This is a genomic window from Mucilaginibacter sp. CAU 1740, from assembly GCF_039839285.1.
GTDB lineage: Bacteria > Bacteroidota > Bacteroidia > Sphingobacteriales > Sphingobacteriaceae > Mucilaginibacter.
This window is the reverse complement of the sequence record NZ_JBDOQS010000012.1, coordinates 110,547-132,249: the sequence shown is the minus strand read 5'-3', so window position 1 is coordinate 132,249 and position 21,703 is coordinate 110,547. Positions and strand designations below refer to the sequence as shown.

The window sequence follows — 21,703 nt, the reverse complement described above, 5'->3', positions numbered from 1 at the left end:
GCCTCCTCGCAATGACATGTAGGAGGAGATGCTTAACTACTTTTCCAATTCCAAACCCCAATCTTTCCCTTTATCAACGGCAGGCACCCCCTTATCCATCCAAACAGGCAAAGGTGCGCCTTTTAAAAAGTGATCAAAAAACTGTTGCTCGCGGATGGTGATATCCTTACGGTTTTGACGTAGCACCAGGTTATGCGCTTCGCCATTGTATTGCAGCAACCATACCGGTTTACCTAAACGGCGCAGGGCGGTAAACATTTCAATACCCTGGTACCAAGGCACCGCGCCATCGGCATCATTGCTCATGATCATCACCGGGGTTTTCACTTTAGGTAATTGAAATAATGGCGAATTTTCAAGATACAGTTCCGGCCTTTCCCAAAGGGTAGCGCCGATGCGGCTTTGTGATTTTTCATATTGAAACTGACGATTGAGGCCCGATTCCCAACGGATACCGCCATAGGCCGATGTCATGTTGGCTACCGGCGCGCCAGCCCATGCAGCCGCATACATATTGGTTTGGGTAATGAGGTAAGCTACCTGGTAACCTCCCCAGCTTTGTCCCTGTATGCCGATGTGAGCGCCATCAACCCAAGCGTTTTTCTTCAAAGCCTCAACTCCAGAATTAATAAATTCAACTGCCGATGCCCCTGGGTGACCGGTTTGATAACTGATATCCGGCGCGAAAACCAAATACCCGTTGCTCACAAAAAATGAAATTGGCAAGCGGGAAGGGGTGGGGGCTGGTGCTATGTAATTGTACAATCCATCAGATAATTTTTCATAAAAGTAAACCAGCATCGGGTATTTTTTTGCCGGATCAAAATCCTCGGGTTTATAGAGTATCCCGGTTGATTTATAGCCTTTTGGTGTTGTCCATTTAACCAGTTCGGCAGTACCCCAGTTGTACTCTTCTTGTTGCGGGTTGATATCGCTTAGCTTAGTTTCTTTTTTCAGATCGGACGAGATATACAGGTCGGGTGAAAGCTTGTAGTTTGCTTTGGTATAGATATATACATCAGCCTTTTTTGCTTTTAATAAGTTGTCGAAACTCATACTGGTCATCACCACTTTATCTGGAGGATTTTGGCCGTTGGGCATTTTTTTGTAGTAGCCCCATTGTTTAGTCTCTTCGTTTTGAGTTAAAAGCCACATCGGCTCATCGGCAGAAATAAACTTTTGTTCAGGATCAGTTTGATCGTACCTGATGATGAGTTTATTTTTCCGACCTATCCCATTGGTAAAATTGAAGGTATCACCGGTTGCAGGATCAATGCTCCAGATATCATACCTGTCGTAAATAAATACCCTTTTGTCGCCTTCCGTCCAGCCAGCCACGCCATAGGCCGAAGCATAGCCAGGTACATCATTAAGCTCATCGCCCATGGCTGTGCCGGTTGATTTGCTGAGATTTATTTTTTGCCCGGTAGCTATAGTGTAGCTAAACCAGCTTTGCTGTTTCAGATCAAACCATAAAACATAATTGCCATGCGGCGAAATATAATAACGCCCCATCATTCCCGAATTAACAAGGCGGTGGTTGCCGCTTTTGGTATCAATAAGGATGGCTTGTTGTTTAGTGCCGCCTTCCCATTGGGATGGAACACGTGCTCCTGTATCGGTGACACCCAATACATAGCGCGCATCTTTGTTTTCGGCAATTAGTATTTCGGGAATTGCCTTGCTTCCCAATTGCATCGTTTTTGGCGAGGCATCGTTAGGTTTTATTACAGCGGGATAGCTTCGTTTTAATTCGGTTTGCAGGTTTTTAAGCTGTTGGGGCTGCAGGTAATCGTCCTTGTAATTCCAGATATCAAGCTTTGCCACTTCAAAATCAACCAGTGTTGTATCTGCAGGTTTGGGAATAGGGGCAGTACCAAAGAAAAGGTTTCCGCCGCTTTTACTGAAGCTAACTTTTCCATCGCCGCTAACTGCCCATTTATCGGGTAAACCTGCCGAGCCTTCGGCGGCGATAATTTCGGCGGTATCTTTGGTAGTATTGTAATAATAGAGTTTAAAAGGCTTCACCAAAGCTTTTTCAGGGTTCTTTTCGGCAGTGAATGCTAATTGCCTCGCCGCATGATCAAAAACAATGTTGTGATAATTGCCTTTACCTGTGCTTAGCTTTTTTACAGTATTAGTTTCGGTATCAAATAAGTAAATCCCGGCTATAACATCTTTTTGTTTGGGCGACGGGGTAACCGCGAAGACTACCCATTTCCCGTTTTTACTAACCTGGTAATCGGTAACCTGTTTAAAGGTACGCCCAGTTTTAGTTGTTAGTTTTTTAACAGTTAGATCGGCTCCGGCCGGTATTGGCGGGGCAACCGTGGCAGCAACGGCTTTTTTTGAAGTATCGCCAGTGGCGGGTTTCTTTATCGTATCAGCGGTAGCGAGGTAAACCAGTACCGGCGCGTCTTCAGCTATTTTAAATGAGCGGATAGCCGGAATTTTGCTAACCGAATTTGATCCTAACTGGATAATGCCCAATGTATCTTTCGGGAAATCGGCCTGCTTTTTCTTTTTGATCTTAGCCTGGCGGGTGTCTTTATAAAATGGCCGGATCAGGCATACAGCATATTTCGAATCGCCGCTTATTTTTACGGTGTCGGCACGTGGTATCTTTGTGGTTTTATTGTTTTTCGAATCTTTGATAAACAAATCGGCATCGCCCTGCTGAGGTTTCACAACATATGCCACCCATTTGCCATCGTTACTGATCCGTTGCCCGGTTACACTTTGCCATCCATCAAAAACAGAATGATCTAAAGGTTTTTTACTTGATTTTTGGGCAGATAAATTAAGCGAAATGAAAAACAGGACAGTTAAAAACAGGAAATGTTTAAGCATAATAGGCGCATGTAAAACATAAATATGCTCAAAAACGCTGGTTTTTAAAAGTTGTGCTGTACTAATGTTACAATTGCCCTGCTGTAAATGTTGTAACTTTTTATTATTTGCTATTCGAAAACCCTTGTTTTATTCGCTCAATAACTGGTGTTAAACTGCTGCTTGTTTTTCCCCACTCGCTTAATACATTTAATACCTTGGTATCGGTAACTGATTGTTTGTTAGCCGCCAACACCTCTAAGTAAATATCAAGCAGTTTTTTAGTGTTATTTAAAGGCTTTGCATTCATATTACTAATGCAGGTTGCAAGTAATTGTTCCAATTTCCGATCATGAGCCGGCGAAATATGGAGCATATTCGAGAGGATCAAATCGGTAAGGCGTTTCAGGGGTGCCAGTCCATTATATTCGTGTTTTCCTATAATTTCCCCAATTTTTTTACTGTCGATAGTTTGCTCTTTAATACCTTTTATCCAAAGTTCGGCAGCGTACAGGCGTACGGTTTTATCGTTAAGCAGCATGCAGGTGGCGATAAATAAATGACCGGCATCGCCATAAACATAATTGAGGGTCATCAGGGCTTCCAATGCTGAGATCACAAGTCGCTTATCATTTTCGCCGGTGAGGTCAAAATAGCGGAAAGCCTCTTTACTGATGTAAACCAACCAATGCTCGGGCCAGTTGGGGCTTAAATACATCAATCTTTTAATGTCATTCTGCTCGGCCGAGATGTATTTATATTTCAGTTCGATAAAGTCAAAATAACCTTCCTCGTATTCAGTACTTGTTTTATTGCCCGTAAGTTTATTCCATAAACTTTTAATACCCGAAGCAATAGGACTTGTGTCCGTTTTGTTGATAGATACAATTACCGCGTTACGGGTAGCGGGTTCCATTTCGTATTCCTTTTTTTGATAATTATAGTTTTTTTGCTCGTAATGCTCCACATATGATGACCAACTGAAGCCAGCCAGTAAATATTCCTCATTCCATTTGCTGTACCCGGCCCACGCGTGTATCAGCTCGCGCCTGTGAGTTAAAACCGCGGCAAGCCAAACGGGTTTGAGGTGATGCTGAGGATTAGGCTGATGATCTTCGCCTAAAATAAAACCAATCAATTGCCGTGGTTCTCCAGTTAAAAGAGAATTTGCAAGGCTGAGGGCCTCATCTTTATTATCAATAAAGCAGCGCATTACAGCCACTTGGTAATCCATTAAACCGGGGCGGGTATTTCTGTTTTGATACATACTTATCCTGCGGATCAATTCGTCCACAGAAACAAGCGAAGGTTCATGGGTAGGGGTAGAGAGCAACGGAACACGGAGGTTATGTTCAAGCGCCCAAAAGGCATTAAGAAGGATATGTTTATGGGGCTTATACCCTTTAGAATGTGTAAAAACCTCCCAGGCCTTGATGCCGCTTTCAAACCATTTGGTATCCTTGTTTTTTTCCTTTAGTTTATTGAGATGGTCATCGTACAGGTTTTTAAATGGTAGTGCCGCATTGGGGTAAAATTTAATAAGCAACAAGCCATAGCTTGTCAAAAATTTGGCCAGCATGCTATCCAGGTACCCCCGGTCGCTTACCCAATCACCGGTGCTGGTTTTAAATGCACGTTGAAACGCGGGGAGCAGTTTACGGATATTCTCTTCCGTCATCTCGTGCTGAAAGTTTAAAATAGCGGCGGGTAGTAAATCAAAATGGTAAGCCTCATTTTGATCAAAAGCCTGGCTGGCCAGGTACACAAGTTCATCAAAGTTTTGCGGGAAGGCTATCGGTTGCCGGTCCGGCTGTTCGTTCACCTCAATAAGATCGCTCAAATCCTCTGCCGGTTCTTCCGATATTAAAAATGGCTCGAGGATACCTTTAGCCTCAAACAGTAAGCCCTGCTGGTAAGCTGAAACTGCCTCCCAAACGTCTAATGATGAGCTGTCGGCATATTTTGAAATGAACTTAGCCGCACGTATCTGTAGTTTATCATCCTGGTGAATAAGCGCCTGGCTGGCCAATATGCTTATCTTATTTCGCCTATCCGCGTGTTTTTTGGCCAGTTTCTCTAAAATCATCAAGGTGTTGGTTACCGTTGTTTTAGATTCGGACGAGAGTACCAGCGGACAATGTTCCATGAATCCATCCTGTTCAAAGCCGTCATCGCCTGCTAAATCTTTAAAAAGCTTCAGTATAGTATTAACAGGTTTGGAATGTGGTGAGTTGAGGGTATTGAGCAATACTGGCTGCAAACTGATCAACTCCGCTTTGGTAGGTTCGAAGTAAATAAACAGATCTGTAAACCAATTGGATAGGCCCTGGTTGAAATTTCTATTAACAGCAGCGGCACATTCTTCCAGCACTTTAGCACGTGGTAATGTTTCCTGTTCGCACAGATCCTTAAACGTTTTTTTCCAAATCTCGTCGGATACGTCAGCCCAATTTAATGTATTAGTGTATTCAAATAGGTGCCATATATGTTTTTGCAACGTAACCGGCCTTTCAAATAACTTTTCGGGCTGATATTCCCGTTCCGGATAAACTTTCTTTAAAATTAGCCCTGGAAGCAGACGCGCAATAAGCAGGGCCGATTCTGTGACATGTTCCTGATCAATCAGTTCCATATACCAACCATAATCGATAAAACTTGGAATGAACTCATTATCGCTAAAACTGTTTATGTAATCATTGAACCACGTAGGGCGGTACCAGGGCAATATGGTATCGAGCACATCTTTTTGAATAATGCCGATATTCATGGCCCGTTCAAAATCCTTTCTGTTATAAACCACAAAATGAGTAAGCGCTAAAATGTGGCGCTGGGCATCTGTAGATTTGTAACCGTACTCATCACCGCCCCATTTTGATTTACCTATAATTTCATATTTAAAATATTGGGTATCCAGCTTTTTTAATTCCGGCGCGAATTTTTTTCTCTCAGCATCGGTTAGTGTTTGTAGCAGCGGAAACAGATCGGCCTGACGCTGTTCTTTTAAAAGGTTTAGGTATTGCTCGGCAAAGGTGCTCATCTCAATAAAATATTACTTAGCCAATAGTTTTTTCACTGCAAGTATATGTTTGCAAACGCCGCGTTCGCCCTGGTTTTTACTAAACCACATACAGGTACAGCGGTCCTGGTCGGCCTCCAGTAGCACCATGTGATGTACGCCACTTCCTTCTACCTCGGCCTCTACCCGGTTGCCTGTGTTTGATTTGATCTGTACTTTACCCTCTGCAAGCAACTTTTCGGCATCTTTTAATCTTGGGTTTAAAGTAAGGATGCGGCTGGTTTTAAATGGCAAACGGCGGTAAAAGAAGTTGTTATCATCCAGATCAAAGCCCAGTAAACCAATGGCCGATAACCTTCCGGTTAAGTTTTCTACTTTTTTAAGATCGAGGCCCTCATTTACTGCGAGTAGTGTAGGATTAAATTCCTGGTTGGCATAGCTGTAACTATCCATCAGTTCAACCCAGTTTTCGGGCACATCTTCTATTAACGATTCAAGTGCCGCGCCCTCTCCGGAAAACCCACGCCAGGCATCCCTCGATATCGATAAACTAAACCGTACCGCGCCAATGTAAACCTACCAGGTGGTTGACTGCTGATCTTTATGGGCGAAAACCTGTAACCGATCTGCAAGAAGCAGTAACGGTTCAATTAATTTAAGGCGATGAACCCCGCCAACCGTTATGGCATTTGCTGCCTGTACCGGCGAGAACATGGGCTTACCACCCCGCACCAGTAAATAATAATCAGTTTTGGGTTTACCCGTAGGGATGGTTTTAAATAACTGGATAGCCTGCAGGCGGTTGAATTTATAGGTAGGCTCCGATTCGGACAAGAATACCTGCACACTGGTCAGTCCCTTTATCCATTTAGTAGGCAGCGGGACTTTGCGCTCAACTATTTTTCCTTCCTCCCGGTGCAAGGCAACTTCTTTTTTACCGATAGAAAGCAACACTTCTTCATTTCGACGAACACTGCTTAGGGCCGACAGCATAGGCTGATTAAAATCAACGTTGGTAGTGCCATTTTCCAAAAACTCACCGTCATGCCCATCGCCCAATACATCAACACGGGCATATACACCGGCGCAATGTGAAAAGCCTTCAAATCTTATTTTTTCGTTACCGGCAGTTACGATGGGATCTTTCAGCATCAATAAATCGGCTGGCGAGAGGCTGAAGCTCGATTTAACTACGTTTGATAGTGTGAGCAAACAACGGGAAACAACATAAGGATCGGTAAGTCTCCCCCAAAAAAAGCATGAGGCATCCTTTTTTTGCACTTCGCTGTATTGCGCCAAAAATAACTGATCATTGTTGTCAACTTTGCTTAAAGATGATAGCTGGTTATACTGGTATGTAATAGTATCAGACATGCGGATAGTTTAGGATAACACCGCTAATTTAAAAAGTAAAAGTTTACAGCGCCAATTAGCTGCTATAATTAATCAGTAACTTTATAAAACTAAATCTTGTTATGAAATACTATTTCAGGTTAAGCGGCGGTTTTTTAAGGCAAATTGTTTTCCCTATTTTATTTTTAGTACTGTGTATGGTTAACCTGTTAGGTCCAAGGCACGGCCATCCGGATAGCTTTTTCTTTTATGTTTATTTATCGGGCGCAATTATCTGGCTTTTGCTAACGGTTGCAACGTTTTCAAAAACTTATACAGTGATCAAACTTGCCCTGAAAAAACAACCTTTACTCGAGGCTAATGAAGTTTGGTTGCACGATTGTGTAAGCGGCAGAAAGTTTTATTGGGATGATATCGAAGAAGTGATCAACGACAAGAGTGTATTGGAAATAAAAATATACGACCCTGAACCTTATTTATCTGCACCTAAAGGTCTATTCAGGCGTTGGTTTTTCAAGAAAGAAAGTAAAAAGGTTTTCAAAATTGATTTAAGTTACCTTAAAGCCAACTTTGAAAACCTCACAAATACGCTCAATGATTTCAGCATAAAGGCTATGGAATTAAAAGCAGAAAACAAATAATCTTTCGCTTTTAACCTTTATCCTTTCGTCTTATTTAGCACATCGCTTTATTCAACGCGCGGATAGCTTCGTTAAAATCTTCACGGGCTACCAAAAACTGGATGTTTACCATACGCAGGGCGAAACCGCAGCTCCTGATGTTAATGCCGCTTTTGGCCAACGCAGTTGCCGACTTAGCCAGTAAGCCTGGTTGATCCATGTTTGAGCCGATCAAACAAACCATCGCCATTTTTTCAACGGCAACTTTTTCGTAGTTGTCTTCCAGTTCGGCAATTAGTTTTTTGTTATAATCCTTCTCCCAAATAACAATCGAAATACTGTTAGCGCTGGTAGCCTTAAAGCTATAGCTAACGCCGTATTTGTAAAACAGCTGCATAATGTGGAAGTCGGTACCTACGTTGCCCACCATCGACGGATCGTAAATATCGATCATGATCACCTTATCTGTGCCTGTTATCACTTCAACACGTTTGGTATCGCAAATATATTCGCGGGTAATGAGCGTGCCGGGGTGTTCTGGTTGGAACGTGTTTTTGATCCTTAAGTCGATATCGTTTATTTCCAGCGGTTTTGATGCTTTAGGGTGGATAGCTTCCATACCAACATCAGCCAGCTGATCGGCAACGTCATAATTGGTATTACCTACCGGAAAACAGTTTTCAACGCCAACCAATTGCGGGTCGGCAGTACACAAATGGTATTCTTTGTGGATGATAGCTTCCTGCGGTTTTACCGCCACGGCTATTTTGCTGAAGGTAACTTCTGAGTAGCCACGGTCAAACTCGCGCATAATACCTTCTGTACCTTTAGCGTAGCCGGTAACTATGGTAATGGTTTTCGAAAAGTCGATATGGGAAAGGTCTTTCCTGATCCGTTGGTCGATGGTTAAGGCACGGTGATCATGAAAGCCGCTTAGATCGATGAACGTAGCATTAATACCCATATTTTGCAGGATATTGGTAAAGTTAAATGCCGAGTGACTTTCACCAATAGATGCCAGGATCTCGCGGGCGGCCTGCAAAATACCCTCTTTACCTACATAGCCCGATGCCAGGATGTTGGCCAGGTTTTCGAGATAAGTTTGCGCGTCTTTGATACGGGTCTCGATAAACTTATCGGCTTCGGCCAGGTTAAGGCCAAGGCTTTCGTAGTTTTTATTGAGTTGTTTTAACTTAACAATAAGCTGCTTAAGCAGGGGATGGAAATCTTTATAAGTGGCCAGCTTGTGGTAAACACCAGGCGCGCCGGTCTTCTTGTTTTCGAGCAGGAGGTTGGTTACTCCCGAAAAGGCCGATACTACAAATATGCGGTTGTAAAGTTCATCGCCGCTGCGTTCAAACTGGATGATGTTTTTGATCACATCGCCCAAAGCGGTCATGGATGTACCGCCAATTTTTTCTACTGTTAACATTTTATAATTGAAAGTTCAACATGCAAAATGCCATTATTATGCCATCGTAATTATTGTGCTGATAGCTAATGTCTTGTCGTTTTACTGTTGTTTAAAAGTATCTCATTTTGATAATCCCTATCAAAACGGTCGAATATAATGATTTTGCGGTTATCGATTTTGTTTGTATTGTCAGGCTTTTGGCTTTCTGCTTTAAGCTAACATATCAATCTTTTTTGTACAGGTCGCCCGCTTTTTCGGCTGATAAACGGATGCCCTTGATCATAGCCGAACTAAAACCATGGTGTTCCATCTCGTTCAAACCGGCAATGGTACAACCGCTTGGCGATGTTACCTTATCAATTTCCTGCTCGGGGTGCGATGCCAGTTGCAATAGCAAATCGGCAGCACCTTTAGCTGTTTGCGCAGCCATTTTCAAAGCATCATGCGCGTGAAAGCCAATTTCGGTTCCACCTTGCGATGCCGCGCGGATCGACCTTAAAAAGAAGGCGATACCGCAAGCACACAGGGCAGTGGCTGATGTCATGAGTTCTTCGTTGATCTGGATGGTTACGCCAACAGTATCGAACAATGATTTGGTCATGTTGATGTTTTTGTTGGTGCCATTATCGGTAGCGATACAGGTCATGGAGTGGCCAATGGCGATAGCCGTGTTAGGCATAGCGCGGATCACCTGTACGTTAAGTTCCAGGTGCTGGCGGATATCGGCACAGCTCACGCCCGAGATCACTGAGATCAATAACTGTTTATCCGGTTTTAGCGATGGTTTTATTTCATCAAGCAATTTATTAAGCTGCTGCGGAAGTACGGCCAGCACAACAATATCGGCTTTACGTACGGCGCGCAGGTTATTGTCAGATACATGATACCCTTGCTCGGCATATTGGCTAAGGGCGGCAACATTACGGCGGGTAAGGGAAATTTGCTGGGGTTTACAAATTCCTGCTTTAACTAAACCTTTGGCTAATGACAGGCCTATGTTACCAGAGCCTAAAATGGAAATGTGCTGTTGTGAGTTCATGCGTTATTAGTTAAACGTGTTCCAAATGGTTTTTTATCTTTCAGCTGACCAAGCTCATCCGACTTGCCTATAATTACTGCTTTTACTCCGCATGATATGGCGGTAAAGGCATTGTCGAGTTTGGGCAGCATGCCGCTATGTATTATTTTTTCTTTTTTCAGTTGTTCGTAGCGCTCAGGGTTGATCTCGCTGATCAGTGATCCCTCGTCGTTAATGTCTTTCAATACGCCCTTTTTCTCAAAGCAATAGATCAGCGTAGTTTCGTACAATGCCGATAGCGATACCGCCAGTGCCGAAGCAATGGTATCAGCGTTGGTATTAAGTAGTTGTCCCTCGCCATCGTGCGTTATCGCGCAAAAAACGGGGGTGAAGCCTGAATCAAGCAATTTGCTGATGCTGTGAGGATTAATAGAGTCTTTCACTATATCGCCCACATAACCGTAATCGATTGTTTTTACAGGCCGCTTAACCGCTTTAATAAAGTTACCATCTGCGCCAGTTAGGCCAATGGCGTTGTTGCCAAAGCGTTGTAACTGTGCTACAATGTTTTTATTGATGAGGCCGCCATAAACCATGGTAACCACACGTAACGTTTCAATATCGGTGATCCTGCGGCCATCAACCATTTTCGATTCGATGCCCAGGTCTTCTGCCATCTGCGTGGCCACTTTTCCGCCGCCATGTACCAGGATCTTGTTGCCTTCAAGGGCTTCAAAGTCCTTTAAAAAATGATACAGGTTTTCTGAATTATCAATAACGTTTCCTCCAATTTTGATTATATAAAGAGCGTTATTAGATGGTAATTTATCCGTTTTGATATGATCTGTATCAATTTTACTCATTGCTGTTGTCAATATAGCTATATTTTTGGCAAATCTCCGCTTTTTTTGATAAAAAGTATCCAAAATTAAAAAAATATGGTGTTTTTATTGAAAATATGATGCTAAAACGAGATAAGCTAATCTGGCCGGAAGTTTACATTTTGATAATGAAAGATTTAGTATTATTGGAAAACTTTAAGGCATCATCTGCGCTTATATCTATCTATGGAGCAAAAAAAGAATACCAGGCCGCGTGTAGTAATTATTGGAGGCGGATTTGGAGGGATCCAGTTAGCTAAAAAACTAAAAAACGCACCGGTTGATGTGCTGATGATCGATAAACATAATTATCATACTTTTCAGCCATTGCTTTACCAGGTGGCCGGCGGCTCCATCGCTGCCGATTCGATTGGTTTCCCATTGAGGCGTATTTTTACCCGGCAGCAAAACTTTCGCTTCGCTTTAGCCGATGTGAAGAAGATCAACTCCGAGAGCAATACACTGGACACTGATATTGGCACAATTTATTATGATTACCTCGCGATAGCAACAGGTTCCAATACCAACTTCTTCGGTAATAAAGAGATCGAGCATTTTGCTATGCCGATGAAAAATATCCCGGAGGCGCTGAACCTCCGGAGCCTGATATTGCAAAACCTCGAGATGTCGCTCGTGTCAAAAGATCCGGAAGAAAAAGCCGCCCTGATGACCTTTGTGGTAGTAGGAGGTGGGCCTACGGGTGTTGAACTATCCGGCGCGCTGGCTGAGATGCGTGAGTTGATCCTTATGAAAGATTATCACGGCCTGCGCAAACATGCTATGAAGGTTTATTTGGTTGAAGGCAAAGCGGAACTGCTTGCCGCTTTTTCGCCCAAGGCAAGCGCGAAGGCCAAACAGTTTTTGCTGGATATGGATGTGACCATTTATAATAGCGTACACGTGGAAAGCTATAATGGCTATTTGCTTAAAATAGATAATGGCACAACCATTCTCACACGTAACGTACTTTGGGCAGCCGGGGTAAAAGGAGAGTTCCCCGAAGGTATCCCACCCGAGAGCATTGCCCGCGGCAACCGCATTCTGGTTGATGAGTTTAACAAAGTAAAAGGCTACGAAAATATTTATGCCATAGGTGACGTGGCGGCCATGATCACAGATGAATATCCTAACGGGCATCCCGGTGTTGCTCCCGTAGCTATTCAGCAAGGGCAAAATCTTGGCGAAAATGTTTTTCGAATGTTTGATCGTAAACCTTTAGTGCCGTTTAAATATAAAGACAAAGGCTCGCTGGCCACCATCGGTCGCAATAAAGCCGTTGCCGATCTGGGTAAACTCCATTTCCAGGGATTTTTTGCCTGGTTGGTTTGGGGTTTGGTGCATATCATGTCGTTAGCAGGCTTTACCAATAAGGGCATCATCTTTTTTAGCTGGGCCATTAACTATTTTACCAAAAATAGCGATAATAGGCTTATCGTACGCCAGTTTGATACTGAAACCCGGAAAACCGATCCAGAAGTGAGATAATTGCAAACAATTGGTCCGTTTAAATCCTTAATGCTAAGTATTTATGGATCTGTTTGTTGTAATTGCTTTATTGGTTATTGTAAGCGCGGTTTTCTCGTATTTAAACGCCCGCTTTATTAAGCTGCCCGGCACAATCGGCATTGTGTTGCTGGCAACGATCGCTTCTATTGTTATACTTGTTTTAGATAAAGTAGATTCGTCCATAGCCGATTACCTGGGCACTTTGGCCAAGAATATCAATTTTTCAAAAGCGGTATTGAATATCCTGCTGGGGTTCCTGCTATTTTCAAGCTCATTTAATCTTGATGGCCGGAAATTAAAACGTGAAATGCGCCCTGTTTTTGTATTGAGTACATTGGGCGTTATTATTTCAACCGCGGCTTTTGGGGCTCTGTTTTACTATGTAGCGCCCATTCTTCATATCCGCATGCCGCTCATTTACTGTCTGTTGTTCGGAGCGTTGATCTCGCCGACTGACCCGGTAGCGGTATCAGCCATTATCAAAAATTCCAAACTCCCGGCGCATCTGGAAACCATTATCTCGGGCGAATCATTATTTAACGATAGCATTGGATTGATCCTGTTTGTGATCATTTTAGAGGTTGCGCGCGTAGGCGAGGAGAAGATAGAACTGGCTAAAGTAACCATGCTTATTATTAAAGAAATAATAGGAGGGATAGTGGCTGGTGCGGCGTTGGGATACCTGGCTCACCGTTTAATGCATTCAGTTAAAGATTTTCAAACTATTGTATTGATCTCGCTGGCTTTGGTGATGGGCTTATCTGTTTTAGCGGTTTTGCTTAATTTTTCGATCCCCTTATCGGTAGTTACAGCAGGGCTATTTGCGGGGGGACAATCCATCAACCAGGATAACAAAGAAAAATCGCACGAAGCGTTGGAGAAATTCTGGAAGCTGGTTGATGAGATCCTGAATACGATATTGTTTGTGATGATAGGCCTGCAATTGGTAAACCTGCCTTTTGTAAATAATTACTGGGTTACCGGCAGTTTATCTATAGCCTTGATTTTATTAGCCCGGTGGTTGAGTATCATGTTGCCGCTTACTTTTTTAAGGCGTACGCTAAAGGTAAACTACAGCAATATCAATATCATGACCTGGGCTGGTTTGAGGGGAGCGATATCGATAGCACTTGCATTGTCGTTACCTAATACGCCATACCGACATTTGATTCTTTCTGGTAGCTATTTTATAGTGATATTCTCGGTGATTGTGCAGGGTTTAACCTTGAATGCTATGATCAATAGCGCATCAAAGAAGGTAGTGGAATAAAAACAATTCTACAAAAATCTCCCACAATCCGCCGCAGGTTTAGCGATAGCGTAACCCATGGTGAATAACTGTTGAAGTTTTCAACTTCAGCGAATCAGATATAAAACCAATTTGTTTTATCTGACACCTTATTGTTAGCGGACAGCTTTTGTGGTTAAGTTGAAAACTTGACCCGTTTTTCCCACGGGTTACGCTGCGCTAAACCCGCGGTAGTGAATTATTTAAGCTCTCCATATATTTAGCTATCTCGACCTCGGTGGTATCATTGCTTTGGTTTAGCGCTTTAATAATATTTTCCTTCTCAACTTCGCTTCGGTTTTGGCTAAGTTTGTGCTTTCCCTGTAAATCATCAACGGCAATTTCAAAAGCTACAATGCCTTTCATCATGCGTTGCTTGTATTCATCGGGTAGGCCGTTCCATTGGGACAAATAATCCGTTTCATAATTGCTGATCATTCGGGCCAATAAATCGGCCGTTTCTTCTCCCTCGGGCAAAATTGAAGGCTTGCCGTAAGCATGCACGGCTATATAATTCCAGGTGGGTACGTTGGTTTCTTTTTCGTAATGTTTTGGAGATATGTAAGCGTGTGGCTCAGTAAATATCACCAATACATCTTTACCTATAATTTCTGCTGCTTGTGGATTAGCCTTGGCAAAGTGTGAGGCCAGGATGATACGCCCCTCGCGTTGTTCAACCAAAAATGGAATGTGAGTGGCAAACGGAACATTGTTAGTAGCAGTAACAATGGTTGCAAAACTATACCGCTGCATAAAGCTGATGGCTTCCTGCTCATTATTTAGTTGGAAGTGTTTGGGAGTGTACATGCTTAGCCTGTGTTATTGCGTAAAAGTACGTGTAATAATTACGTATTTCAACGGTGTTTTTACCATGCCTAAACATATATCTTTATTTAATAACTCTTTAACAATGAATTAATTCATTGTTCCTATAAACCTTTCCAATCTTATTACGATATGATCATTGCAAAAAAACTGAAACGTTGTTTTTGCCTGATAGTGAGCACCGGTTCCTTTTTGATCCGGCTTCAGGCGCAAACTTCCCCGGCACCAGCTACGGCTCCGACCCCCGATCTTACTCCGAGAGTGATAGATGTAAAAGCTATCAACGTTGATTCTGCTGTTAATAGCAAGGTGGCATATGCTGGCGATATTATCAGGATCAGGATCACTAACCCGATAAAATTTCTGGAGAACAGGCCTACGGATAAATCGCGCTTGGTGATGTACGCCGAAGGCATTGAACTAAGAGGTATTTACTCAAAATGGTACAGTGAATATACTAACCAGGATATCAGGGATCATAAAGTGCCCGATATTGGTTCATACTCGGATGTTGCCTTCCGTTTAATTCGTAACCAGGAAACCAAACCTACCTGGGACTTTTTCTATGGCAACACCAAAAACTGGTATGCCAATAAGATTACGCTAAACCTGTCGCTTGGCTGGGAGCAGATGGTCCAACTTGATAAGGGTGTTGACCCAATCACTAAAAAGCCCGCCGATACGCATATCACTATTTATTATTATGAAACGCGCGAATTTATCATGTGGCTGCTAACGTTCCTTGTTATCATTATTGGCTTTTTGTACCTCGCTATTAAAACAGATGTGTTGCGGGATAGCAGGGGCGGTAAAAGTGTAGGTGCGTATAGCCTGTCGTTAACGCAGCTTTTATTTTGGACAACCCTGGTTATTGGTGGCTTTATATATTCGCTGGTATTAACCGAAATTCCGGGAGTTTTAAATTCGTCTATTTTGCTTTTGATAGGAATAAGCTTATCAACTACAGGCGTTGCTTCTATTATTGATCTGCCTAATACTAATGGCAACTAGGTGCCGGTTAAAGCGCATCAAAGTTTTTTTAGGGATATCTTATCAGATGGGAGCAGCTACAGCGTACAGCGCATCCAAACCTTTGCCTGGAACCTGGTGCTGGGCGTGTATTTTATCATTTACACCGTAAATAGTAAAACCATGCCCGAATTTTCAGATACACTCCTTTTTCTGGCAGGTATAAGTTCGGCATCGTACCTCGGTTCAAAAGTGCCCGAAAACAAGTTGTTGCAAGCCCAGGCCGGGCAGCCACCTGCACCGCCGGTAACGGTAGTAGCACCGCCGGTAAATACAGGCGAAATAGCCTCGCCGGTAACTAATACAAATATTGCAGTAGGATAAATCAAAACAGAACAATCAATGAAAACACAAGGCAAATTTATCCTCCTATCATTAGAGGAATTTGAAACCTATATCAATAATTTAAATGTAAGTGGGTTAAGGCATATTGATCACGTACAAACACACCATACCTGGAGCCCATCGTACCGTAATTTTAACGGGAGTAATCATTTTGATAAGCTTACCAGTATGGAGGAAGCTCATAAGGCTCGAGGCTTTTCAGAAATTGCCCAGCATTATACAACGTTTCCGGATGGTACTATAGCTGTTTGCCGAACAATTACCATTATACCGGCTTGTATAAAAGGGCATAACACCGGCGGCATCTGTATTGAAAACCTTGGCAATTTTGACGCCGGGCAGGATCAGCTTACCGAAGAGCACAAGAATACCATCATCAAAATGAACGCGTTGCTATGCCTTAAATTTGGCTTGCCCGTGAATACCGATACTATCGTTTACCATCACTGGTTTAGGTTGAGCGACGGGTTTAGAGACAATGGCGTTGATGATCCTGAATTGAAAGACCATAAGACATGCCCCGGAACCGGATTTTTTGCTGGTAACACGGTTGAAAAAGCCACAGCCAATTATTTGCCGTTGATACAGGCGGCTTATGATGAGTATAAAAATAATCCGATTGCTGCCGCGCCATCAAGCTTTAAAACAGGGGTGGTGAATGCCTCTGTTTTAAATGTGCGGAATGGGCCAGGTACAGAATACAACGTGGTTGATCAATTGCATAACGAAGCCCGGGTAACCATCATAGAAAGTAATAATGGTTGGGATAAAATAGGGGATAATCGTTGGGTATCTTCAGATTATATCGCTTTGAATTGATAGGTATAAAAATAACAAAGCCCGCAACGAAAATTGCGAGCTTTGTTATAATATGATGTAGAATATCTTACAAACTCTCCAGCATCTGCTTTAAAACAGCCTGCGCTGCCCAAACACGGTTGCCTGCTTCATGTACCACAACAGAGTTTGGCCCGTCGAGGATCTCATCAGATAATTCTAAATTACGGCGAACCGGTAAGCAGTGCATTACTTTGGCATTGTTGGTTAGTTCGAGCTTTTTATTAGTAAGCATCCACTCCTCGTTTTTGCCCAGTATATTACCATAAGGCTCATAAGCCGACCAGTTTTTTACATAAATAAAATCAGCCCCTGCCAAAGCTTCGTCCTGGTTATAAGTGATATTTGCGCCTTGGGTAAAATCGGCACAAAGCTCATATCCTTTTGGCTGAACAATGGTAAAATCAACATCAGCCTTACACATCCACTCCGAAAATGAATTTGGAACAGCCTGCGGCAACGGTTTGATATGCGGTGCCCAGGTTAAAATAACTTTAGGGCGGGCTATGGTTTTTAACTCTTCAATGGTAACCAAATCGGCTAAGCTTTGTAACGGGTGACGCGTGGCTGATTCCAGACTCACCACCGGCACTTTACAAAACTCAACAAACTTGTTAAATATCATCTCACTATAATCCTCTTCGCGGTTACGCAAGCCCGGGAACGATCGTACACCAATAATATCGGCATACTGGCCCATAACACCAGCCGCTTCGCGGATGTGCTCAACAGTGGTACCATCCATAATTACGCCGTCGCGCAGTTCAAGCGCCCAGCCTTCTTTATCGATGTTGAGCACCATTACGTTCATGCCCAGGTTAATGGCAGCCTTTTGGGTACTCATGCGGGTACGCAGACTTGGGTTTAAAAACACCAATGCCAGCGTTTTATTTTTGCCCAACTGCTGGTGGGCAAAAGGATCCTGTTTAAGTGCCAGCGCCTCTTTTACAAGGGCGTTAACATCGGCTACATCATTAACAGAAGAGAATAGTTTCATCGGTTGGGGTATTATAGCGGGTTATTGATTTAAAACAGTTACAAAAGCTTCCAAAAACCTATCAGCATAAGCTTTGGTGAGGTTCAATGCAGGTAACAACCTGATCACATTTGGTTTAGCTTCTCCGGTGAATATATGGTGCTTGTTCAGCAATTCTTTACGGGCATGAGCCAGTTCTTCAGGTAATTCGATGCCGATCATCAAACCGCGACCACGAACTTCTTTCACCTGCTCCAGTTTTTTCAATTCGGTGATGAGATAGTTACCAATCTCAGAAGCGTTTTGCATCAGGTTATCCTGTTCCATTACTTCAAGTACGGCCAAACCGGCAGCACAAGCCAAATGGTTGCCGCCGAAAGTAGTGCCCAACATGCCATAAGCAGGCTGTATTTTTGCCGAGATAATGATACCGCCAATAGGGAAGCCATTGCCCATACCTTTGGCCATGCTATAGATATCGGCATTAACGCCACCAAAATCGTGCGAGAAGAATTTACCTGTACGGCCATAACCGCACTGTACCGAATCTGCAATAAATACAGCGTTATATTCGTCACAAAGCGAACGGATCTTTTGAAGGAAAGCCTCCGGAGCAACCTGGATACCGCCTACGCCCTGGATACCTTCAATGATTACCGAAGAAATCTCATTGTCTTTAAAAGCCTGCTCCAAAGCCGCTTCATCAGCCCAGGGCAAAAATATCACGTTATCGGTTTCGTTAACCGGCGCTACAATTTTAGGGTTGTCGGTAGCTGCAACAGCTAAAGATGTACGGCCATGGAATGATTTTTTGAAAGCGATGATCTTCTTTTTACCATTGTAAAATGAGGCCAGTTTCAAAGCATTTTCATTAGCCTCAGCGCCAGAGTTACAAAGGAATAACTGGTAATCATCTTTGCCAGATACTTTACCTAACTTTTTAGCCAGTTCTTTTTGAATTGGGATCTCGATAGAGTTAGAGTAAAAACCGATCTGGTGCAACTGATCTTCCAAACGCTTTACATAATGCGGGTTGGTATGACCAATTGATATAACGGCATGGCCGCCATAAAGATCAAGATATTCAGTTCCTTGAGCATCATATACAAGGCTGCCATTGCCCCGTGTAATGTTTATATTGTTAATTGGATAAACGTCGAATAATTTCATTTTTTTCAGTGGATATAATTTTACTACTTAATTGATAACAGGTTTTTCGGGACGGCGAGCAGCTTGGTTAAAAGCCGATCGCCTTAAGTCGTAAACCTGCGCGCTCGTCGAGGCCGAACAATAGGTTCATGTTCTGTACTGCCTGGCCGGATGCGCCTTTAAGTAAGTTATCCATTATGCTGATAATGAATATTTTGTTATCGTGTTTTTTAACCTGGATAAAGCATTTGTTGGTATTTACTATCTGCTTTAAATCGATATTACGGTTGGTTACATGCGTAAACGGATGCCCTTCGTAATATGCTTTGTAAAGCGCTAATGCTTCCTCTTCGGTTAAATCGCTTTCGGTATAAATAGAGGCTATGATGCCGCGGGTAAAATCACCACGGTATGGGATAAAGTTTATCGCTTTATCAAAGCCCGGTTGTAATTGCCTTAACGATTGGCCAATCTCATTTAAATGCTGATGGCTGAATGCTTTGTAAACGGAAAGGTTATCGTTTCTCCAGGTAAAGTGCGATGTGGCCGATAAACTCTGACCGGCACCTGTTGAACCTGTTGTCGCTGTAACATGCACCTCATTATCCAACAAACCTTTCGAAGCCAGCGGAAGCAAACCTAATTGCAAACAGGTAGCAAAGCAACCCGGATTAGCAATATTAGCGGCTGTTTTAATAGCCTCGCGGTTTAACTCAGGTAGTCCATAAATAAAGCCCTTGCCGTTTAAAGTAGCGTTTTGCGATAGCCTGAAATCCTGGCTCAAATCAATGATCTTTACAGAATCGGGGATAGTATTTGCTTCCAAAAACTTTTTAGCATCGCCATGGCCCACGCAAAGGAAAAGCACATCGATATCTGTAGATAATTCAGAAGCAAATTTCAGGTCGGTATCGCCAAACAGGTCGGTATGTACCTCGTAAACATAGTTGCCCGCGTTGCTGTTGCTGTGTACAAAAGCTATATCAACGTTAGGATGATTGATCAGGATCCGGAGCATTTCGCCTCCGGTATATCCCGCGCCGCCAACTATACCTGCACGTACCTTATTTAATTTCAATTCTGTCATTATTTGTAGATGGATATGAATATAAAATAAACTCCAGATCTGTCCGGTCGTTATTGCTAATAAAATGCTTCTGACCGGGGTTGATCTCGATACCTTGTTCGGGTTTTAATACCGTTACCTCGCCGTCAATTGAAAAAGTAGCCCGTCCCCTCAAAATAAAAAATACCTGTGTGGCTTTTTCATGATAATGCAGTTGCTCGGCAGTATCCGGGGGCATCAACTCTTGCTTAACCGATAGGGCTTCCGTATCAATGAAAGTCCAGCCGTGGCAGTCGTCGCCCCAGTTGTAATGCTTTAAGCAATCGCTTTTTGAAAACGCCGTATTAATCATTTTGGCCGTTAACCTTATGATAGATCATTACCTGGTTACCGAATATTTTCGAGAAACCTTTAACATCTTCGCCGCTCCATGCATTGTTCATTTCGCCGTAGCTGCCAAATTTGTTCGACATCAAATCATGATCCGACTCAATACCTACAACCTGGAAACGGTATGGGTGTAATTGCACAAACACTTTACCGCTTACGTTAACCTGCGTATCGTTCAGGAAAGCCTCGATATTGCGCATGATAGGATCATGGAACTGGCCTTCATGCAACCAGTTGCCGTAGAAAGATGATAACTGATCTTTCCATGAAAGCTGCCATTTGGTTAACACATGTTTCTCTAAAGTATGGTGAGCTTTGATGATCACCATTGGGGCCGCAGCCTCAAAACCAACGCGGCCTTTAATACCGATAATGGTATCACCAACATGGATATCCCTGCCAATGCCGTAAGGCTGCGCGATGGCCTGCAACGCCTGGATAGCTTTGGTTGGGTGATCATATTGCTCATCGCCAATGGCTACCAATTCGCCTTTATCAAAAGTAAGCACAAGGTCTTTTACTTCGCTTTCGGTAACCTGTGTAGGCCATGCTTCTTCGGGTAAGCCAAGGTTTGAAGTCAAGGTTTCTTTACCGCCTACTGATGTACCCCAGATGCCTTTGTTGATAGAGTATTTAGCCTTTTCGAAGTTCATATCAACACCGTGTTTTTTCAGGTATTCGATCTCTTCTTCGCGGCTCAGTTTCAAATCGCGGATAGGGGTGATGATCTTTACTTCAGGTACAAGGATATTGAAGATCATATCAAAACGTACCTGGTCGTTACCGGCACCCGTACTGCCGTGGGCAACAAATTCGGCACCAATTTCTTTGGCGTAGTTAGCAATAGCGGTTGCCTGGCTTACGCGCTCAGCACTTACCGATAGCGGGTAGGTATTGTTTTTTAATACGTTACCATAAATTAAAAAGCGTACGCAGGTATTGTAAAAGTTTTCGGTTTCGTCAACAACGTGGTGCGAAGTAACGCCCATTTTGTAAGCACGCTCTTCAACGCCTTTTAACTCTTCCTCGCTAAAACCGCCGGTATTTACAATAACCGAATGAACCTCGTAACCAAGATCCTGTGTTAAATAAATACAGCAAAAAGAGGTATCTAAACCTCCGCTATAAGCTAATACTACTTTTTTCTTCATGTTTTTGGTA

The 21,703-nt window shown here is 43.0% G+C and carries 19 protein-coding genes; 6 read left to right on the top strand and 13 right to left on the bottom strand.

The window, feature by feature from the left end; genetic code table 11:
* Positions 1 to 36: 36 nt before the first annotated feature.
* From AAFN85_RS23590 to AAFN85_RS23575, 4 genes are all read right to left on the bottom strand, one after another.
* On the bottom strand, positions 37 to 2,850 hold the full coding sequence (locus AAFN85_RS23590; protein ID WP_347530180.1) for a prolyl oligopeptidase family serine peptidase: 2,814 nt from the start codon (positions 2,848 to 2,850) through the stop codon (positions 37 to 39).
* A gap of 103 nt (positions 2,851 to 2,953) precedes the next feature.
* Complete coding sequence (locus AAFN85_RS23585) at positions 2,954 to 5,866, bottom strand: DUF6493 family protein (protein WP_347530179.1); 2,913 nt, start codon at positions 5,864 to 5,866, stop codon at positions 2,954 to 2,956.
* Positions 5,867 to 5,878: 12 nt separating this feature from the next.
* Positions 5,879 to 6,322 carry an SWIM zinc finger family protein gene (locus AAFN85_RS23580; protein ID WP_347530178.1) on the bottom strand — a complete coding sequence of 148 codons (444 nt, stop codon included), beginning with the start codon at positions 6,320 to 6,322 and terminating at the stop codon, positions 5,879 to 5,881.
* Between the two features lie 99 nt (positions 6,323 to 6,421).
* A complete protein-coding gene (locus AAFN85_RS23575; RefSeq protein WP_347530177.1) occupies positions 6,422 to 7,219 on the bottom strand; it encodes a hypothetical protein in 798 nt (265 codons plus the stop codon).
* A gap of 101 nt (positions 7,220 to 7,320) precedes the next feature.
* Here AAFN85_RS23575 and AAFN85_RS23570 point away from each other — a divergent pair, with 101 nt between their 5' ends.
* Positions 7,321 to 7,839 carry a hypothetical protein gene (locus AAFN85_RS23570; RefSeq protein ID WP_347530176.1) on the top strand — a complete coding sequence of 173 codons (519 nt, stop codon included), beginning with the start codon at positions 7,321 to 7,323 and terminating at the stop codon, positions 7,837 to 7,839.
* Positions 7,840 to 7,873: 34 nt separating this feature from the next.
* On the opposite strand, the gene AAFN85_RS23565 is transcribed toward AAFN85_RS23570, so the two are convergent.
* The 3 genes from AAFN85_RS23565 to argB all read right to left on the bottom strand — a co-directional run bounded on the left by AAFN85_RS23565 (position 7,874) and on the right by argB (position 11,113).
* Positions 7,874 to 9,250, bottom strand: a complete 1,377-nt coding sequence (locus AAFN85_RS23565; RefSeq protein ID WP_347530175.1) for an aspartate kinase — start codon at positions 9,248 to 9,250, stop codon at positions 7,874 to 7,876.
* Positions 9,251 to 9,455: 205 nt separating this feature from the next.
* Positions 9,456 to 10,271, bottom strand: coding sequence for a pyrroline-5-carboxylate reductase (gene proC, locus AAFN85_RS23560; protein ID WP_347530174.1), 816 nt, complete (start codon positions 10,269 to 10,271; stop codon positions 9,456 to 9,458).
* The gene (gene argB, locus AAFN85_RS23555) at positions 10,268 to 11,113 is read right to left on the bottom strand and encodes an acetylglutamate kinase (RefSeq protein ID WP_347530173.1); all 846 of its coding nucleotides are present in this window, start codon (positions 11,111 to 11,113) and stop codon (positions 10,268 to 10,270) included. Before argB ends, proC begins: the two co-directional genes overlap by 4 nt.
* A 204-nt stretch (positions 11,114 to 11,317) precedes the next feature.
* On the opposite strand from argB, the gene AAFN85_RS23550 reads away from it, so the two are divergent.
* Entirely contained in the window at positions 11,318 to 12,616 is a 1,299-nt protein-coding gene (locus tag AAFN85_RS23550) for an NAD(P)/FAD-dependent oxidoreductase (protein ID WP_347530171.1), read from the top strand.
* A gap of 43 nt (positions 12,617 to 12,659) precedes the next feature.
* The gene (locus AAFN85_RS23545) at positions 12,660 to 13,907 is read left to right on the top strand and encodes a sodium:proton antiporter (protein ID WP_347530169.1); all 1,248 of its coding nucleotides are present in this window, start codon (positions 12,660 to 12,662) and stop codon (positions 13,905 to 13,907) included.
* Positions 13,908 to 14,105: 198 nt separating this feature from the next.
* Here AAFN85_RS23545 and AAFN85_RS23540 read toward each other — a convergent pair whose 3' ends face one another.
* A complete protein-coding gene (locus AAFN85_RS23540; RefSeq protein ID WP_347530168.1) occupies positions 14,106 to 14,732 on the bottom strand; it encodes an FMN-binding negative transcriptional regulator in 627 nt (208 codons plus the stop codon).
* A gap of 150 nt (positions 14,733 to 14,882) precedes the next feature.
* On the opposite strand from AAFN85_RS23540, the gene AAFN85_RS23535 reads away from it, so the two are divergent.
* The 3 genes from AAFN85_RS23535 to AAFN85_RS23525 are packed head-to-tail and all read left to right on the top strand — an operon-like array spanning position 14,883 to position 16,943.
* Positions 14,883 to 15,761, top strand: a complete 879-nt coding sequence (locus AAFN85_RS23535) for a hypothetical protein (RefSeq protein WP_347530167.1) — start codon at positions 14,883 to 14,885, stop codon at positions 15,759 to 15,761.
* Positions 15,762 to 16,103, top strand: coding sequence for a hypothetical protein (locus AAFN85_RS23530; protein WP_347530166.1), 342 nt, complete (start codon positions 15,762 to 15,764; stop codon positions 16,101 to 16,103). It begins immediately after the preceding gene.
* 18 nt (positions 16,104 to 16,121) lie between these two features.
* Positions 16,122 to 16,943 carry an SH3 domain-containing protein gene (locus AAFN85_RS23525; RefSeq protein ID WP_347530165.1) on the top strand — a complete coding sequence of 274 codons (822 nt, stop codon included), beginning with the start codon at positions 16,122 to 16,124 and terminating at the stop codon, positions 16,941 to 16,943.
* A gap of 67 nt (positions 16,944 to 17,010) precedes the next feature.
* Here the strand turns inward: AAFN85_RS23525 and AAFN85_RS23520 are convergent, their stop codons facing one another.
* From AAFN85_RS23520 to argG, 5 genes are all read right to left on the bottom strand, one after another.
* Positions 17,011 to 17,958, bottom strand: a complete 948-nt coding sequence (locus AAFN85_RS23520; protein ID WP_347530163.1) for an N-acetylornithine carbamoyltransferase — start codon at positions 17,956 to 17,958, stop codon at positions 17,011 to 17,013.
* A gap of 21 nt (positions 17,959 to 17,979) precedes the next feature.
* A complete protein-coding gene (locus AAFN85_RS23515) occupies positions 17,980 to 19,107 on the bottom strand; it encodes an aminotransferase class III-fold pyridoxal phosphate-dependent enzyme (RefSeq protein ID WP_347530161.1) in 1,128 nt (375 codons plus the stop codon).
* Between the two features lie 67 nt (positions 19,108 to 19,174).
* Positions 19,175 to 20,173: an N-acetyl-gamma-glutamyl-phosphate reductase gene (argC, locus tag AAFN85_RS23510; RefSeq protein WP_347530160.1), complete on the bottom strand. Its 999-nt coding sequence runs from the start codon at positions 20,171 to 20,173 to the stop codon at positions 19,175 to 19,177.
* Positions 20,151 to 20,504: a cupin domain-containing protein gene (locus AAFN85_RS23505; RefSeq protein WP_119409501.1), complete on the bottom strand. Its 354-nt coding sequence runs from the start codon at positions 20,502 to 20,504 to the stop codon at positions 20,151 to 20,153. Before AAFN85_RS23505 ends, argC begins: the two co-directional genes overlap by 23 nt.
* Entirely contained in the window at positions 20,497 to 21,693 is a 1,197-nt protein-coding gene (argG, locus tag AAFN85_RS23500) for an argininosuccinate synthase (protein WP_119409500.1), read from the bottom strand. The genes AAFN85_RS23505 and argG overlap by 8 nt, the downstream gene beginning before the upstream one ends.
* Positions 21,694 to 21,703: the final 10 nt, after the last annotated feature.